Source organism: Pandoraea pulmonicola (assembly GCF_000815105.2).
In the GTDB taxonomy this organism is placed as follows: domain Bacteria; phylum Pseudomonadota; class Gammaproteobacteria; order Burkholderiales; family Burkholderiaceae; genus Pandoraea; species Pandoraea pulmonicola.
Genome location: NZ_CP010310.2, coordinates 4,441,428 through 4,458,148, shown reverse-complemented (window position 1 = coordinate 4,458,148; position 16,721 = coordinate 4,441,428). Strand labels below are relative to the sequence as shown.

Annotated in this window: 11 protein-coding genes, 2 tRNA genes and 3 rRNA genes; 10 read left to right on the top strand and 6 right to left on the bottom strand. The window is 60.6% G+C overall.

Annotation, left to right across the window (positions count from 1 at the left end; all coding sequences use genetic code 11):
* Window positions 1-72 precede the first annotated feature (72 nt).
* The 4 genes from RO07_RS19010 (at window position 73) to RO07_RS18995 (ending at window position 4,904) form a co-directional block, all read left to right on the top strand.
* Entirely contained in the window at window positions 73-1,524 is a 1,452-nt protein-coding gene (locus RO07_RS19010; RefSeq protein WP_039404864.1) for an enolase-like domain-containing protein, read from the top strand.
* Between the two features lie 171 nt (window positions 1,525-1,695).
* Window positions 1,696-2,859 carry a Gfo/Idh/MocA family protein gene (locus RO07_RS19005; RefSeq protein ID WP_039404863.1) on the top strand — a complete coding sequence of 388 codons (1,164 nt, stop codon included), beginning with the start codon at window positions 1,696-1,698 and terminating at the stop codon, window positions 2,857-2,859.
* 3 nt (window positions 2,860-2,862) lie between these two features.
* A complete protein-coding gene (locus RO07_RS19000) occupies window positions 2,863-4,032 on the top strand; it encodes a dihydrodipicolinate synthase family protein (RefSeq protein ID WP_039404862.1) in 1,170 nt (389 codons plus the stop codon).
* A gap of 8 nt (window positions 4,033-4,040) precedes the next feature.
* Complete coding sequence (locus RO07_RS18995) at window positions 4,041-4,904, top strand: sugar phosphate isomerase/epimerase family protein (protein ID WP_052267420.1); 864 nt, start codon at window positions 4,041-4,043, stop codon at window positions 4,902-4,904.
* 108 nt (window positions 4,905-5,012) lie between these two features.
* Here the strand turns inward: RO07_RS18995 and RO07_RS18990 are convergent, their stop codons facing one another.
* Window positions 5,013-5,744: a transporter gene (locus RO07_RS18990; RefSeq protein ID WP_039404861.1), complete on the bottom strand. Its 732-nt coding sequence runs from the start codon at window positions 5,742-5,744 to the stop codon at window positions 5,013-5,015.
* Between the two features lie 329 nt (window positions 5,745-6,073).
* On the opposite strand from RO07_RS18990, the gene RO07_RS18985 reads away from it, so the two are divergent.
* The gene (locus tag RO07_RS18985; protein WP_039412871.1) at window positions 6,074-6,532 is read left to right on the top strand and encodes a metal-dependent hydrolase; all 459 of its coding nucleotides are present in this window, start codon (window positions 6,074-6,076) and stop codon (window positions 6,530-6,532) included.
* Window positions 6,533-6,568: 36 nt separating this feature from the next.
* On the opposite strand, the gene RO07_RS18980 is transcribed toward RO07_RS18985, so the two are convergent.
* Window positions 6,569-7,579 (bottom strand): serine/threonine protein kinase, encoded by a 1,011-nt coding sequence (locus tag RO07_RS18980; RefSeq protein ID WP_039404860.1) that lies wholly within the window; start codon window positions 7,577-7,579, stop codon window positions 6,569-6,571.
* A 601-nt stretch (window positions 7,580-8,180) separates the two neighbouring features.
* Here RO07_RS18980 and RO07_RS18975 point away from each other — a divergent pair.
* From RO07_RS18975 to rrf, 5 genes are all read left to right on the top strand, one after another.
* Window positions 8,181-9,713 (top strand): 16S ribosomal RNA (locus RO07_RS18975).
* A 64-nt stretch (window positions 9,714-9,777) separates the two neighbouring features.
* Window positions 9,778-9,854 (top strand) — tRNA-Ile (locus tag RO07_RS18970).
* A 50-nt stretch (window positions 9,855-9,904) separates the two neighbouring features.
* Window positions 9,905-9,980 (top strand) — tRNA-Ala (locus tag RO07_RS18965).
* A 332-nt stretch (window positions 9,981-10,312) separates the two neighbouring features.
* A 23S ribosomal RNA gene (locus tag RO07_RS18960) occupies window positions 10,313-13,190 on the top strand.
* 123 nt (window positions 13,191-13,313) lie between these two features.
* A 5S ribosomal RNA gene (rrf, locus tag RO07_RS18955) occupies window positions 13,314-13,426 on the top strand.
* Together the 16S, 23S and 5S rRNA genes with 2 tRNA genes alongside form the textbook arrangement of a ribosomal RNA operon.
* Window positions 13,427-13,507: 81 nt before the next feature.
* Here the strand turns inward: rrf and aac(6') are convergent.
* From aac(6') to RO07_RS18935, 4 genes are all read right to left on the bottom strand, one after another.
* Entirely contained in the window at window positions 13,508-13,984 is a 477-nt protein-coding gene (aac(6'), locus tag RO07_RS18950) for an aminoglycoside 6'-N-acetyltransferase (protein WP_039404859.1), read from the bottom strand.
* A 271-nt stretch (window positions 13,985-14,255) separates the two neighbouring features.
* Window positions 14,256-14,852 (bottom strand): peroxidase-related enzyme, encoded by a 597-nt coding sequence (locus RO07_RS18945; protein ID WP_039404858.1) that lies wholly within the window; start codon window positions 14,850-14,852, stop codon window positions 14,256-14,258.
* Window positions 14,849-15,385 carry a CMD domain-containing protein gene (locus RO07_RS18940; RefSeq protein ID WP_039404857.1) on the bottom strand — a complete coding sequence of 179 codons (537 nt, stop codon included), beginning with the start codon at window positions 15,383-15,385 and terminating at the stop codon, window positions 14,849-14,851. Before RO07_RS18940 ends, RO07_RS18945 begins: the two co-directional genes overlap by 4 nt.
* On the bottom strand, window positions 15,382-16,716 hold the full coding sequence (locus tag RO07_RS18935; protein WP_039404855.1) for an acyl-CoA thioesterase/bile acid-CoA:amino acid N-acyltransferase family protein: 1,335 nt from the start codon (window positions 16,714-16,716) through the stop codon (window positions 15,382-15,384). The genes RO07_RS18940 and RO07_RS18935 overlap by 4 nt, the downstream gene beginning before the upstream one ends.
* Window positions 16,717-16,721: the final 5 nt, after the last annotated feature.

Here is a 16,721-nt window from a genome sequence, read left to right as displayed (position 1 = left end):
GCGCCCGCCTCACTGCTTGCACCCGCCCTCGTGGCGATCCGGTTACGACAGCCATTTCCTGGGGACTGACGTATGTCAGCGGTCAAACTCACCCTGACGTTTTGTGAACTGTTCGAGCGCGACGTCGCCTTGCGGCTGCCGTTTCGCTTCGGCGCGGTCACGTTGCGCCACGCGACGCAGGCGTTCGTGCGCGTCGGCGTGCGCCTGTTAGACGGCCGGGAAGCCGTCGGTGCGAGTGCCGAACTGATGGTGCCGAAGTGGTTCGACAAGTCGCCGGAACTCACGCAGGCGCAAAACACCGAGCAGTTGCGCGCGTCGCTTCGGCTGGCGCGCCGGCTCGCACTGGACGACGACGCGCCCGGTACGGCCTTCGGGCGCTTCGAGCGTCAGTATCCGGCGCAACTGCGTGAGGCGGCGACGCTGGGCCTGAACCCACTGGTGGCGTCGTTCGGACAGGCGCAGATCGACAAGGCGGTGCTCGACGGCGTTTGCCGTGCGCTGAACGTGTCGTTCTTCGAGGCGATGCGGCGCAACGTGCCCGGCGTCGGCCGCACGCGGCTCGCGCCCGATCTCGAGGGTTTCGACATCGACGCCATGCTGGCCGATCTGCGGCCGATGCGCTCGCTGGCGCTGCGTCACACCGTCGGTATGGCCGATATCATTGCCGATGACAGGGCGCCCGGGCTTCCTGACGATGGCCTGCCCGCCACGCTCGACGCCGTCGTGCGCGCCTGTCGTCCACGCGAATTCAAGCTCAAGCTCGGCGGCGATCCGCGGCAGGACCGCGATCGTCTGACCGAGATCGCCTCGCTGCTCGAGGTGCGCTGTCCGGCGTATCGCGTCACCCTCGACGGCAACGAGCAGTACGCCGACGCCGGCGCGTTCCTCGCTTTCTGGCGATCCATCGAGCGCGACGCGCGACTCGCCGATCTGGTGCGCCGCGTGCGGTACGTGGAGCAACCACTGGCGCGCGCCGTGGCGTTGCGTCACCCGCTCGGCCCGCTCGCGAGCACGGTGCCGATGATGATCGACGAGTCCGACGACACGCTCGACGCGTTCGTTCGTGCCCGCGAGCTCGGCTATCGCGCCGTGTCGAGCAAGAGTTGCAAGGGACTCTACAAGTCGATTCTCAACCGCGCGCGTTGCGAGCACTGGAACGCTCAGGCGGGGATGCGCCGGTATTTCATGACGGCGGAGGATCTGACCTGCCAGGCAGGACTTGCCGTGCAACAGGACCTGGCGCTGGCCGCGCTGCTGGGCGTGACGCACATCGAGCGCAACGGGCATCACTATGTGGCCGGCATGCCCGGCGTCGATGTGGGGGAGCAGCGCTCATTCGCGAGCGGACACCCGGCGCTGTACGAATGGCGCGAGACGCGAAGCGAAGGCGTCGATGGCAGCGGCGGGGCGCTGCGGTTGCGCGTGACCGAAGGCGATATCGCGCTCGACGATCTCCATGGCGTCGGCTTTGCCAGCAACGCGATGCCGGCCTGGGCGGCATTGAAAGCAATGGCGGCGCACTGAACGGGGGAAGGGGGTGGATTCAATGGTCGAGGCTATCGAAAACAATTAGGTATACGAAATTTAAATGAGGTTCGGGAGTTTCGATGGCCAACCCCGGACCGTTTCGGACGACGACGTGCCGACGGCACTCGAAAGGGCATCGCTACAAGGGAAGTCACAGGAGATTACGCAATGGCAACGCTTCGAATCGGCATCATTATGCACGGCGTGACCGGTCGCATGGGCATGAACCAGCACTTGATCCGCTCCATCGTGGAGATTCGCAAACAAGGGGGCGTGACGCTGGCGAACGGCGACCGTCTCATGCCCGACCCGATTCTGGTCGGTCGCAACGCCGAGAAGATCGCCGCACTCGCCAAACAGTACGGCATCGAGCGCTGGAGCGCCGATCTGGACAAGGCGCTCGCGAATCCCGACGACACGGTGTTCTTCGATGCGGCCACCACGCAGGCGCGCCCCGCGCTGCTCAAGCGTGCGGTGCAGGCGGGCAAGCACATCTACTGCGAAAAGCCGGTGGCGACGAATCTCGCCGAAGCGCTCGATCTGTATCGCGCGGTGCAGGCGGCGGGCGTCAAGCACGGCGTGGTGCAGGACAAACTCTGGCTGCCCGGGCTGCGCAAGCTGCAACTGCTCAACGACGCGGGTTTCTTCGGTCAGGTACTGTCGGTGCGCGGCGAATTCGGCTACTGGGTCTTCGAAGGCGATCTGCAGCCGACGCAGCGTCCGTCGTGGAACTATCGCAGCGAGGACGGCGGCGGCATCATTCTCGACATGCTGTGCCACTGGCGCTATGTGCTCGATAACGTCTTCGGCAAGGTGACGAGCGTGTCGTGCCTGGGTGCGACGCACATCCCCCAGCGTTGGGACGAGCAGGGCAAGCCCTACAAGGCGACGGCCGACGATGCCGCCTACGCGACGTTCGAACTCGAGAACGGCGTGATCGTGCAGCTCAACAGTTCGTGGTGCGTGCGTGTGCGTCGCGACGATCTCGTCACGTTCCAGGTCGACGGCACGCATGGTTCGGCCGTGGCGGGGCTGACCGACTGCTGGACCCAGTCGCGCGTGAACACGCCCAAGCCGGTGTGGAACCCGGACGTGCGTCAGACGCACGACTTCTTCGACGACTGGGTCAAGGTGCCGGACACCACGGTCTACGACAACGCGTTCAAGGTGCAATGGGAACTGTTCCTGCGCCACGTGGCGGGCGAGGGCGAATTCAAGTGGAACCTGCTTGAAGGCGCCAAGGGGGTGCAGCTCGTGGAGCTTGGTCTGCAAAGCTGGCGCGAGCGCCGCTGGCTAGACGTGCCGGAACTCTCCGGCCGCGAAGGAGCGTGAGTCATGGCGCCGACACTCAAGCTCATCGACCGTGACGGGCAACTCGCGCCATTCACCGTGCGTACCGAACGCACGTGGCAAGCGAAGCCGTCGCCGAAGATGAATCGCATCGCGTTTTCCGCCGCCCACGTGGTGGCCGATTCGCGCTCGACGGCCGACCCGTGGCTGACGGCCGCCATCGACTGGGACGCCACGCTGGCCTACCGCGAACGTCTGTTCTCGCTGGGACTCGGCGTGGCCGAGGCGATGGATACCGCGCAGCGGGGCATGGGCCTCGACTGGCCGACGTCGCTCGAACTGATCCGGCGCAGCGTAGCGCAGGCCAGGCGGCATCCCGGCGCAGGTATCGCCTGCGGCGCGGGGACGGACCATCTGGCGCCTGCGCCCGGGCTCACGGTCGACGACGTGATTCGCGCCTACGAGGAGCAGGTCGGCGCGGTGGAGGCCGCGGGCGGGCGCATCATCCTGATGGCAAGCCGCGCGCTGGCTGCGGCCGCGTCGGGGCCGGAGGACTATTTGCGCGTGTACGAGCGGATTCTGCGGCAGGTGCGCGAGCCGGTGATTCTGCACTGGCTCGGCGATATGTTCGATCCGGCGCTGGCGGGCTATTGGGGACACAGCGATCTCGATCGGGCGATGGATGTCTGCCTGCAAGTGATCGAGGCGCAGCCCGGGAAAGTCGACGGCATCAAGATTTCGCTGCTCGACAAGGACAAGGAAATCGCCATGCGGCGTCGCTTGCCCAAGGGCGTTCGCATGTACACGGGCGACGACTTCAACTATGCCGAACTGATCGCTGGCGATGCACACGGATATTCGGATGCGCTGCTCGGCATCTTCGATGCCATTGCGCCCGCCGCCTCCGCGGCGCTCGATGCACTGGGGCGTGGCGATCGGGCAACGTTCGACGCGATTCTGGCGCCGACCGTGCCGCTCTCGCGGCATATCTTCGCGGCGCCCACGCGGTTCTACAAGTCGGGGGTCGTCTTCATGGCCTGGCTCAACGGACATCAGGATCATTTCGCCATGGTCGGTGGCCAACAGAGCGCGCGCAGCCTCTGGCATTACTGCGAGTTGTTCCGGCTGGCGACTGCCGCGCAGTTGATCGAGGATCCCGCGCTGGCCGCCTATCGGATGAAGCTCTGGCTGGCGGTGAACGGGGTGGAAGCATGAGCACGGCGATGAAGGGAGGGACGGGGGAGGCGCGGGGCTACGTGCCGCCGCCGGCGGAGAAACTGTCGATCAATACGGCGACGGTGCGCCAGCAATGGCGGCTCGACGCCATCATCGACGGCATTGCGCGGCACGGCATTCGGGGCATTTCGCCGTGGCGCGACCAGGTGGCGGAACTCGGGCTGGCGGAGACGGCGCGGCGAATTCGTGCGCACGATCTGACCGTCACCGGCTATTGCCGCGGCGGCATGTTCCCCGCGGCGGACGCGGCCGGGCGACAGGCGGCGCGCGACGACAACCGGCGTGCGGTCGATGAGGCGCTTGCCGTGGGGGCGCAGTGTCTCGTGCTGGTCGTCGGCGGTTTGCCGGTCGGCTCGAAGGACATCGCCGGCGCGCGTGCGCAGGTGCGCGACGGGATTGCCGAACTGCTCGACTACTCGCGCGGGGTCGGCATGCCGTTGGCGATCGAGCCGTTGCATCCGATGTACGCTGCCGACCGCGCCTGCGTGAACACCATGGCGCAGGCCAACGATCTGTGCGACGAACTGGGCGACGAGGGATTGGGGATCGCGGTCGATCTCTATCACGTGTGGTGGGATCCGCAACTGCCGGCGCAGATCGCCCGGGCCGGGAAGAAGCGCTTGCTCGCGTTCCACATCTGCGACTGGCGTGTGCCCACGCGCGATCTGCTGCTCGATCGCGGCATGATGGGCGACGGCGTCATCGACATTCCCGCCGCGCGCGCGCTCGTCGAGGCGCAGGGGTACGAAGGCATGCACGAAGTCGAGATCTTCTCGTCGCAGGATTGGTGGCTTCGTCCGCCCGATGAGGTGCTGCAGACCTGCAAGGTGCGGCATCAGGCTTGCTGTTGACGCGTTGTTGTTTGCGCCGATGTGAAGTGTATGGCTGGCGGTGCGGGCGGCCGTCGCGTGGGCGGCGGCTGTCTGCCCGTCCATCCATCCGTCTGTCCTGTCGTGCGTCTACCAGCGAATGGTGACGCCGGCCTGCACCGAGTGGCCCAGCGAGGCGGGGTTCAGGCCGCGCTTGTAGCCGACGTCGAGGTCGAGATCTTTCGTCGGGCTGTAGATGGCGCCGACCAGCGCATAGGCCGGCTTCGTTTGCGTGGTGGTGTCGGGGTTGGTGGCCAGACCGATGTCGGCGACCAGGCGAACGGTGTCCGTCACGCTGAACAGAACGGCCGTCGACGCACTCCACAGGCTCTGGCGGTTGCCAATGCTGTTGTTGTTCCAGGTGTAGCCGACGTTGGCAAGGAACGTCCAGCGATCGAGGTTGTACTGCAGCAGCAGGTTCGCGCCGGTCGTGGCGCGGCCGTTGCCGAGACCGCGGTCGGTACTGGCCGTCGGCAGCGAAACGAAGGGCTTGAGGCCAAGACTCCATGTCTCGCCTTCGAGAAAGCGCCATTTCGCCTGCAACTGCAAATCGGTGAAACCGCTCGTCCAGCCATCGCCATCGGGGCGCATGCGCTGGTAGGGGGCCTGAATCGCGACGTCGAGATTGGGCAGCACGCCGTAGGTCAACGTGTTCGTCCATTGCTGCTGGCGCGCGCTCGGCTGCGTGATCCACTCGCTGTTGAGCTCGAGCTGCCAGTTGCCGGTGTCCTGGGTGCCGGTGTCGTCCGTGACGAGTGGGTTTGTCGCGTGCGCGGCCAACGGCATGAGCGTGGCGGCGGTCAGAAGCAGCATCTTCTTCATCGAAAAACTCCCTCGTGCTGGCTGGGTGTTGTGAGCGTCCCAATGCGAAAGCCGGAAAATCTGTGGGGCGGATCGTACGGGGCGCATGTGACACCGTCAACCAGCGGGCTGGAAAGTGTCGTATTTCTGTGTGTGGGCGTGCGTTGCACTTCCGTGTGTGCTGTTGTTTGGCATGCATCCGGAGCGAGTGTGCTGCGGGCGGGCGCGGTGGTAGACTTCGCCCCCCGTTCAAGATGCGGACAATGTGGTTTTCGACGCGCTGTATGGGGGTGATGGCGATCGTCATCGCTTTCACGTTGCGCGCGAGGGCTCGTCGACGCATATACGCCATGCAAGCCAGAAGTCATCTCATTTTCGGCATCGGCGCCACCTGGCTGATGCATCGCACCGGCTGGGCCGCCAGCGTTCACGCATGGCCGTTGACGCTCGTTGGCGCATTGCTGCCCGACATCGATCATCCCAAGAGCCTGCTGGGTCGGCGTATCGCGCCGCTGTCGCTCGCGATTTCGGGTGTCTTCGGCCATCGCGGCATGACGCATTCGCTTCTGCTGCCCGTGCTGGCCATCCTCGCGTGCCTCCATGGCTGGGGACGAGTGCCGCCGTGGATGCTCGCGCTGTGTGCCGGCTATCTGTCGCATCTGCTGGCGGATTGGCTGACGCCGTCGGGCGTGCCGCTGTGCTGGCCGTTGCGCACACGATTTCGCTCGCCGTTGTATGTGACGACCGGGTCGGCCGCCGAGTGGTGCGTGGCCGCCGCGCTCGCCTTCGCCATGTGGCGATGGTGGTGAGCGCGGGATGCCCCGAAGCCGGCGCGAATGCGACATCTAGCGCCAGACAAGCGGGGGCTCATCCATCAGGGCGACCTGCTCGCGCAACTCCAGAATGCGGTCCTGCCAGTAGCGTTGCGTGTTGAACCATGGGAAAGCGGCGGGGAAGGCGGGGTCGTCCCATCGACGTGCCAGCCAGGCGCTGTAGTGCAGCAGGCGTAGCGTGCGCAGCGCTTCGGTCAGGTGCAGTTCGCGCGAATTGAAGTCGGCAAAGTCCTCGTAGCCGGAGAGCACTTCGTCGAGCTGAGCCGTCATCTCGGCGCGAGTCCCCGACAGTAGCATCCAGAGGTCTTGCATGGCCGGTGCCATGCACGTGTCGTCGAAGTCGACGAAGTGCGGCCCGGCATCGGTCCACAACACGTTCCCGCCGTGGCAGTCGCCGTGGACGCGCAGCAGTTTCACGTCTCCCGCCCGCTCATATGACCGTTCGATGCCTGCGAGCGCGAGATCCACAATGCTGCGCCAGGCGTCGCGCAGGTCGGCGGGGATCAGGCCGCTCTGCCAGAGGTATTCCACGGGCTGGCGCCCGTAGCTCGCTGGGTCGAGCGTCAAACGATGATGGAAGGGCTGCGTTGCACCGACGGCATGAATGCGTCCCAGGAAGCGGCCGAGCCAGTTGAGCGTATCGGGGTCTTGCAATTCAGGAGCGCGGCCGCCGCGTCGCGCAAAGAGTGCGAAGCGAAAGCCTTCGTAGAGATGGAGCGTCCTGCCATTGATCGCGAGTGGTGCAACGACCGGAATCTCGCGATCGGCCAGCGCTTGTGTGAAGGCGTGCTCTTCGAGAATGGCGTCGTCCGTCCAGCGATTCGGTCGGTAGAACTTCGCGATCAATGGCGGGCCGTCCTCCATCCCGATTTGATAGACGCGGTTTTCGTAACTGTTGAGCGCAAGCAGACGCCCGTCGCTGTAGCTGCCCAGTTGTTCGACGGCAGTGACGACGGTGTCGGGCAGCAAAGCCGAGAAGGGATGGGCCTGGCCCGAAGTGTCGGGAGAGAGAGCTGTGTTCATCGCGCTATTTTGCCAAAGGCGAGTTGCCCGGCGTGGAGTTCATGTTTCTTTTATATATAGAAGAGAACTGAAGACCGGGATCGCGGGACAATGCGCAGAAAAATGGCGCATCTTCAAAATAGTTTCACAAAGGGGTTGCGCAGTTGGGTGAAGGTGACTAATATCTCGTCTCTCGCAACGACGGCGCCGCAGCGCAAGCGGTGGAGCGGTTGAAGCGAATGGGCTGAAAAGCCCGGTGGTTACAGGATTTTGAGCGAGTGAGTGGCTACGGCGACGAACGGAAAGCGCGAAAAAAACTGTTGACGACGACGAGGATGTGCGACATAATCTCACTTCTCTGCTGCTGATGCAGCGACGCAGAAAACGAAGCGGTGGCGCGGTAAGTTGGCGACTCGCGAAGTGGCTGCGATTGATCTTTAAAAATTGAACAACCGATAAGTGTGGGCACTCGATGAATGGTGCGTCTGCTTCGGCAGATTGGCTTTAAATTTATTGAGGCTCACATAGTAAAAGGTAAGTTAAGCAATTAACTTGTCAGCCTACTTTGAGAGCGACCGGTTCTAGCGATTTATCGCGAAAAACCGAAAACAGTAACAGGTTTGAACTGAAGAGTTTGATCCTGGCTCAGATTGAACGCTGGCGGCATGCCTTACACATGCAAGTCGAACGGCAGCACGGGTGCTTGCACCTGGTGGCGAGTGGCGAACGGGTGAGTAATACATCGGAACGTACCTTGTAGTGGGGGATAGCTCGGCGAAAGCCGGATTAATACCGCATACGCTCTGAGGAGGAAAGCGGGGGACCTTCGGGCCTCGCGCTACAAGAGCGGCCGATGTCAGATTAGCTAGTTGGTGGGGTAAAAGCCTACCAAGGCGACGATCTGTAGCTGGTCTGAGAGGACGACCAGCCACACTGGGACTGAGACACGGCCCAGACTCCTACGGGAGGCAGCAGTGGGGAATTTTGGACAATGGGCGCAAGCCTGATCCAGCAATGCCGCGTGTGTGAAGAAGGCCTTCGGGTTGTAAAGCACTTTTGTCCGGAAAGAAAACCTCTGGGTTAATACCTCGGGGGGATGACGGTACCGGAAGAATAAGCACCGGCTAACTACGTGCCAGCAGCCGCGGTAATACGTAGGGTGCGAGCGTTAATCGGAATTACTGGGCGTAAAGCGTGCGCAGGCGGTTTTGTAAGACGGATGTGAAATCCCCGGGCTTAACCTGGGAACTGCATTCGTGACTGCAAGGCTAGAGTATGGCAGAGGGGGGTAGAATTCCACGTGTAGCAGTGAAATGCGTAGAGATGTGGAGGAATACCGATGGCGAAGGCAGCCCCCTGGGCCAATACTGACGCTCATGCACGAAAGCGTGGGGAGCAAACAGGATTAGATACCCTGGTAGTCCACGCCCTAAACGATGTCAACTAGTTGTTGGGGATTCATTTCCTTAGTAACGTAGCTAACGCGTGAAGTTGACCGCCTGGGGAGTACGGTCGCAAGATTAAAACTCAAAGGAATTGACGGGGACCCGCACAAGCGGTGGATGATGTGGATTAATTCGATGCAACGCGAAAAACCTTACCTACCCTTGACATGTACGGAATCCTGCTGAGAGGTGGGAGTGCTCGAAAGAGAGCCGTAACACAGGTGCTGCATGGCTGTCGTCAGCTCGTGTCGTGAGATGTTGGGTTAAGTCCCGCAACGAGCGCAACCCTTGTCCTTAGTTGCTACGCAAGAGCACTCTAAGGAGACTGCCGGTGACAAACCGGAGGAAGGTGGGGATGACGTCAAGTCCTCATGGCCCTTATGGGTAGGGCTTCACACGTCATACAATGGTCGGTACAGAGGGCTGCCAAACCGCGAGGTGGAGCTAACCCCAGAAAACCGATCGTAGTCCGGATCGCAGTCTGCAACTCGACTGCGTGAAGCTGGAATCGCTAGTAATCGCGGATCAGCATGTCGCGGTGAATACGTTCCCGGGTCTTGTACACACCGCCCGTCACACCATGGGAGTGGGTTTTGCCAGAAGTAGGTAGCCTAACCGCAAGGAGGGCGCTTACCACGGCAGGATTCATGACTGGGGTGAAGTCGTAACAAGGTAGCCGTAGGGGAACCTGCGGCTGGATCACCTCCTTTCTAGAGCATGCACTGGAAGTTGAGTGTTCACGCTTATCGGTTGTTGACTGCGTAGATCTAAGTCGGGTCTGTAGCTCAGGTGGTTAGAGCACCGTCTTGATAAGGCGGGGGTCGAAGGTTCAAGTCCTTCCAGACCCACCAAGCTTTACACCACCGCCTGACCAAGTCGAGTAGTGGTAATCGGCTTGATTGGGGGATTAGCTCAGCTGGGAGAGCACCTGCTTTGCAAGCAGGGGGTCGTCGGTTCGATCCCGTCATCCTCCACCAAAATCTTGGATCGCATCGATGTCAGTCAAAAGCAAGTTATCTCAGTGGTACTTCTGAAGTAAATCCCTGAATGTGAATGCTTTTGAATGACAGTCATGTCATGCAGTATTTGTTCTTTAACAATTTGGAAGAAGAAGTACAACGGAAGCGCGTTAGAGATGGCGCGTGGAAATTGTACGGGTTGTGATTGTATCAACCAGTATTTAAGTGATCGAAAGATGACTTGGAATACGGCACACACGCGATGTGTGGGCTCCACGTAAGTGCTAAAGCACTAACGTGGACCGACACGCGAAAACTCAACCTGTAACGGGGAGACATTCTCGTTATAGGGTCAAGCGAATAAGTGCATGTGGTGGATGCCTTGGCGATTACAGGCGACGAAGGACGCGATAGCCTGCGAAAAGTTGTGGGGAGCTGGCAAATAAGCATTGATCCACAAATGTCCGAATGGGGAAACCCGGCCCTTTGGGTCATCCTAGACTGAATCCATAGGTCTAGCGAAGCGAACGCGGCGAACTGAAACATCTAAGTAGCTGCAGGAAAAGAAATCAACCGAGATTCCCAAAGTAGTGGCGAGCGAAATGGGACCAGCCTTCAAGATTTAGCACCGGTGTTATCAGAACGGAATGGAAAGTCCGGCCATAGTGGGTGATAGCCCCGTATGAGAAAACCCTGGTGTGGAACTAAGCTTGAGAAAAGTAGGGCGGGACACGTGAAATCCTGTCTGAAGATGGGGGGACCATCCTCCAAGGCTAAATACTCGTAATCGACCGATAGTGAACCAGTACCGTGAGGGAAAGGCGAAAAGAACCCCGGGAGGGGAGTGAAATAGATCCTGAAACCGCATGCATACAAACAGTCGGAGCCTCGTAAGGGGTGACGGCGTACCTTTTGTATAATGGGTCAGCGACTTACATTCAGTGGCGAGCTTAACCGAATAGGGAAGGCGTAGCGAAAGCGAGTCCGAATAGGGCGTTCAGTCGCTGGGTGTAGACCCGAAACCAAGTGATCTATCCATGGCCAGGTTGAAGGTGCGGTAACACGTACTGGAGGACCGAACCCACTAACGTTGAAAAGTTAGGGGATGAGCTGTGGATAGGGGTGAAAGGCTAAACAAACTTGGAAATAGCTGGTTCTCTCCGAAAACTATTTAGGTAGTGCCTCGTGTATCACCTTCGGGGGTAGAGCACTGTCATGGTTGAGGGGTCCATTGCGGATTACCTCGCCATAGCAAACTCCGAATACCGAAGAGTGCAATCACGGGAGACAGACATCGGGTGCTAACGTCCGGTGTCAAGAGGGAAACAACCCAGACCGCCAGCTAAGGTCCCTAAATATTGCTAAGTGGGAAACGAAGTGGGAAGGCTAAAACAGTCAGGAGGTTGGCTTAGAAGCAGCCACCCTTTAAAGAAAGCGTAATAGCTCACTGATCGAGTCGTCCTGCGCGGAAGATGTAACGGGGCTAAGCAATATACCGAAGCTGCGGATGCGAGCTTGCTCGCATGGTAGGAGAGCGTTCTGTAAGCCTGTGAAGGTGACTTGTAAAGGTTGCTGGAGGTATCAGAAGTGCGAATGCTGACATGAGTAGCGATAAAGGGGGTGAAAGGCCCCCTCGCCGTAAGCCCAAGGTTTCCTACGCAACGTTCATCGGCGTAGGGTGAGTCGGCCCCTAAGGCGAGGCAGAGATGCGTAGCTGATGGGAAGCAGGTTAATATTCCTGCACCGTCGTATGATGCGATGGGGGGACGGATCGCGGAAGGTTGTCCGGGTGTTGGAAGTCCCGGTCCCTGCAGTGGAGAAGGCGCTTAGGCAAATCCGGGCGCGTAATTCAAGGCTGTGGGGCGAGCGAACTAGTTCGCGAAGCAATTGGAAGTGGTTCCAAGAAAAGCCTCTAAGCTTCAGTCATACGAGACCGTACCGCAAACCGACACAGGTGGGCGAGATGAGTATTCTAAGGCGCTTGAGAGAACTCGGGAGAAGGAACTCGGCAAATTGGTACCGTAACTTCGGGATAAGGTACGCCCTTGTAGCTTGACTGGCCTGCGCCAGAAGGGTGAAGGGGTTGCAATAAACTGGTGGCTGCGACTGTTTAATAAAAACACAGCACTCTGCAAACACGAAAGTGGACGTATAGGGTGTGACGCCTGCCCGGTGCCGGAAGATTAAATGATGGGGTGCAAGCTCTTGATTGAAGTCCCGGTAAACGGCGGCCGTAACTATAACGGTCCTAAGGTAGCGAAATTCCTTGTCGGGTAAGTTCCGACCTGCACGAATGGCGTAACGATGGCCACACTGTCTCCTCCCGAGACTCAGCGAAGTTGAAGTGTTTGTGATGATGCAATCTACCCGCGGCTAGACGGAAAGACCCCATGAACCTTTACTGTAGCTTTGCATTGGACTTTGAACCGGTCTGTGTAGGATAGGTGGGAGGCTTTGAAGCAGGAACGCTAGTTTCTGTGGAGCCGTCCTTGAAATACCACCCTGGCTTGTTTGAGGTTCTAACCTAGGTCCGTGATCCGGATCGGGGACAGTGCATGGTAGGCAGTTTGACTGGGGCGGTCTCCTCCCAAAGTGTAACGGAGGAGTACGAAGGTACGCTAGGTACGGTCGGAAATCGTGCTGATAGTGCAATGGCAAAAGCGTGCTTAACTGCGAGACTGACAAGTCGAGCAGGTGCGAAAGCAGGTCATAGTGATCCGGTGGTTCTGTATGGAAGGGCCATCGCTCAACGGATAAAAGGTACTCTGGGGATAACAGGCTGATACCGCCCAAGAGTTCATATCGACGGCGGTGTTTGGCACCTCGATGTCGGCTCATCTCATCCTGGGGCTGTAGCCGGTCCCAAGGGTATGGCTGTTCGCCATTTAAAGAGGTACGTGAGCTGGGTTTAAAACGTCGTGAGACAGTTTGGTCCCTATCTGCCGTGGGCGTTGGAAGTTTGAAGGGGGCTGCTCCTAGTACGAGAGGACCGGAGTGGACGAACCTCTGGTGTACCGGTTGTCACGCCAGTGGCATCGCCGGGTAGCTATGTTCGGAAGAGATAACCGCTGAAAGCATCTAAGCGGGAAACTCGCCTTAAGATGAGACTTCCCTGGGAACTCGATTCCCCTTAAGGGTCGTTCAAGACCAGGACGTTGATAGGTCAGGTGTGGAAGCGCAGTAATGCGTTAAGCTAACTGATACTAATTGCCCGTGAGGCTTGATCCTATAACCAGTGTGTTTTCCTGGTGTGAGTATCGCTGTGCCGATACCAGTCACAACCCAATATGTTGTACTACGCTTCTTCCGAATTGGTTTCGCTGAGCGCCTCAGCGGAACATACAAGTTATGCCTGATGACCATAGCGAGTTGGAACCACCCCTTCCCATCCCGAACAGGACCGTGAAACGACTCCACGCCGATGATAGTGCGGATTCCCGTGTGAAAGTAGGTAATCGTCAGGCTCCCCTTAAAAACCCCTTGCTACGCTCGTAGCAAGGGGTTTTTGCTTTCCAGGGGCGGAATTTATGCGTCGCCCAACAGAATCAATCAGACGTACCTTTTAGCGTGCGTTTGCGGAAGAACACCACGCGTTCGGTCTCCTCAAAGCCGAGTGCCCGGTGCAATGTTTGGACATCAATGTTGGCCACATCGGTGTCGGACGCGAATTCTTCACATCCCCGCAGGGCGCCCCACTGCTCAACCCTTCCGAACAGCGCTTTCGCGACACCCCGACGGCGGGCGTCAGGCGCGACGTAAACGCCCTCGAGAAACAGGACTGGCGACGTGTCGCACCCGTTGACGTAATCCTGCCGTATCGCTGCCTCAGCAAATCCCAACGCCCGACCTTCCTGAGAAATCGCAATAAAAGCCGCATAACGATTCGGCTCCGACAGTATCTCCGTGATTTCGCGTTCGTGTTCGGCCGGTGACGCGTGGGGCCAGAGCTGGTGCCTGAGCGAGCCCCAAGAGGCTATGTCATGGAGTTCGATGGGACGTATGGTGACTGAAATGGGCGTCATTGCAGATATCTACCGAGATCGGACGGACTCGCTCAAGCGTACACCATCGGTTTGCAAGTGCTCGGACGGATCACGCCGACGATTCCCGTGGGGGCGAACTTGCCTTGCCGTCGATATTCAACGTTCATCGTCTGCACGTGCGTCAACGCGCCGCACAACGACTAATAAATAAAAAAGCGCGGTCCAGGCAGACCACGCTTTTCTTCTCAGCTCTTTCCGTCCGATCAGCGGCAATGTGAACCAATGCCCACGACTTCTGACAAGTCCAGCGTCACCCAGCCACCGTCTCGGGAAACACCGGCTCGCCGAGGTTGAGCATCAGCCGATTCGCCCAAGCGAAGATGGCGATGGAATGGATGAGATCGAGGATTTCCGCGTCCGTCAATCCAACGTCGCGCAGGGTCTGCAACTGTTCAGGATGCACATCGCCAGGCTTCTCCGTCAACGCAATCGAAAACTGCGCAATGGCTTTCTCACGCGGTGTCGTACCGGCGGTACGCGGATCGTCGAACACTTCGCGGATTACGTCGTTGCGCTTGGCCAACTGTTCGAAGCGCTGTGCGTGCACCGACGCGCAATATACACAGCCATTGATACGCGAGACAACGGTCGTCGAAAGCTCACGCTCGGCGCGCGGCATGCCGCCCGGCGCATACATGATCGCGTTGAATGCCGCCGAGCGCTGACGCAGGATCTCGGGTTGATGCACGAGGAAGAGGTAATAGTCCGATGTCTTGGCTTTCGGATGGCTCTCTTCGAGCACGGCAATCTGCTCCGGCGTGGCGCTCTCCAGTGTCACGACGTCGAGCCATGCATCCCAGTCGAGCGTCTCGTTGGTGAAACCGTGCGAACGGATGATGTCGCTCATGCTGTCGTCTCCTGCGGAGCCAGTTGTTTGAGGGCCTGAAGACCTGCGACCAGACGCGTCTGGTACGACAGGAACGCGATCAATTGCGCGAGCGCAACGATGGCCGGCGTCGTGAGTCCCGCTGCGGGCAGCTTGTGCAGCGCGGCCTTGTCGCCCTCCACGGGATTTTCGATCAGCGTTCGCGTGAACGTCAGCATCGCGCGCAGACGCGTATCCGCCACATCCTCCGGCTGACCGGACTCGACGGCCTTCAACTGCGCAGCATCGACCGCATGCTTGGCGAGCTCGGCGCGATAGTGCGCGGCGAGCGACGGCGAAGGCGTCAGACGGCTCGCATACAACGCAACGAGCAGACGCTCCACGAGCGAGAGCCCTTCAAGCTTCGCGTCGAAGAGTCCGTCATAGCTGCCCTGCGTAGCGGCGGCGACCTTGTCGCGCGCGTGACGCAAGGTATGCGTCGCCGTGCCGGCGGCCAGACCTGCGACGCGGTCGACGAGATCATTGGCGATGTCGTACTGGGTATTGGCGGTCATGATTGTCCTTGTGATTGAGCATGCGCTGCCACGGCGCGCGCGAGGAAGGCCTGCACGGCGCTCCACGAACGTTCGTCGGCGATGGCGTTGGCGTCCGGCTGTCCGCCGCTGGTGCTGATCTTGCCGGAGACCGGGTGCGCGTAGACGAGTTGCGTCGTCGGCACATACGGAAACACGATGGCATGCCCGGCCTTCTCGAAATCGAGATGCTCGACCGGATGCGGATGCGAATGTGCGGCCAGCCGCTCCGTCACCATTCGCGAGTACCGGCTCGACGGCCACGAGCCGTCGTCCTCGGCGGAGAGCAGCATCACGGGCCCGCGAATCTTCTCGACGGGGATGCGCGCCCGCTCAACGGCTTGCACATCATCCAGCGCGGTCAGCATTGCCTTGGTGTGACGATGCGGCGGCGGCCCCTCGTCGAATGGCGCCCAGGATGCCGTACGGTTGTTCTCCCAGATGTGCGGCAACGGCTTGCCGTCGAGCAGCCACGTCGGCCCCTCTCTGCCAATGGCCGGATCGCAGGCGTTCTGCGCGCTGTGAATCAACGCACTCGGCACATAGCCGATCACCGCCGACACCGCTTCGGGGAAGGTGGCGCCGAGCAGCAGCACCAGCTCACCGCCGCGCGACTGTCCGGAGAGCGCCACGAAGTCATGCGCCGGGCGCACCGTGCGGCGCAGCCAGTCCATGCCCTTCGCGAAGTACTCGAGCGGCGTGTTGGAGATGTAGTCGGGCAGCCCCGGCCCCTTGAAGTAGCCGAGGGCGAACGCCGCGTAGCCGTGCGACGCATAGAGCGCCGCACGCGGTTCGTTGATGCCGCCGCCGGACCCGTTGAGGATCATGACGGCAGGGAACGGCCCGTCACCTGGCGGCAGATACAACGTGCCGACGAGCCCATCCTCGCGCACGTCGCGCCGCGTCACGCCGTCGGCGGCGAGGCGCTGGGTGAACGACACGCTCGACGGCGCAATCGCCTCGCCGCCATCACCGGCGACGAGTGCCGTCACGGTGGTGACGAGCGGTGCGGTGACTGGTTGCGGGAACACGTCGCGGCTCTTGCCGTCCTCCGGCACCTGCGACCAGACGAGTCCCATCGGCGACACGCCCCGATAACTGCCGCTGACCGGGGCGTCGCGCGTGAGGTCGACGACACCCTCGGCATCGGCAACGAACGTGGCTTCGGCCTGCCAGAGCACGCCGCCCGCCCGCGGCGTGCGAGCGGCGAGCGTGACGTGCGTCCCTGGCGCCGCGCCGCGCACCACGAGGTGGCGCGGCACGTCGATCAGCGCATCGGCAGGCGCAGCAGTGAGAATGAGCGGAGACGTCATGATTC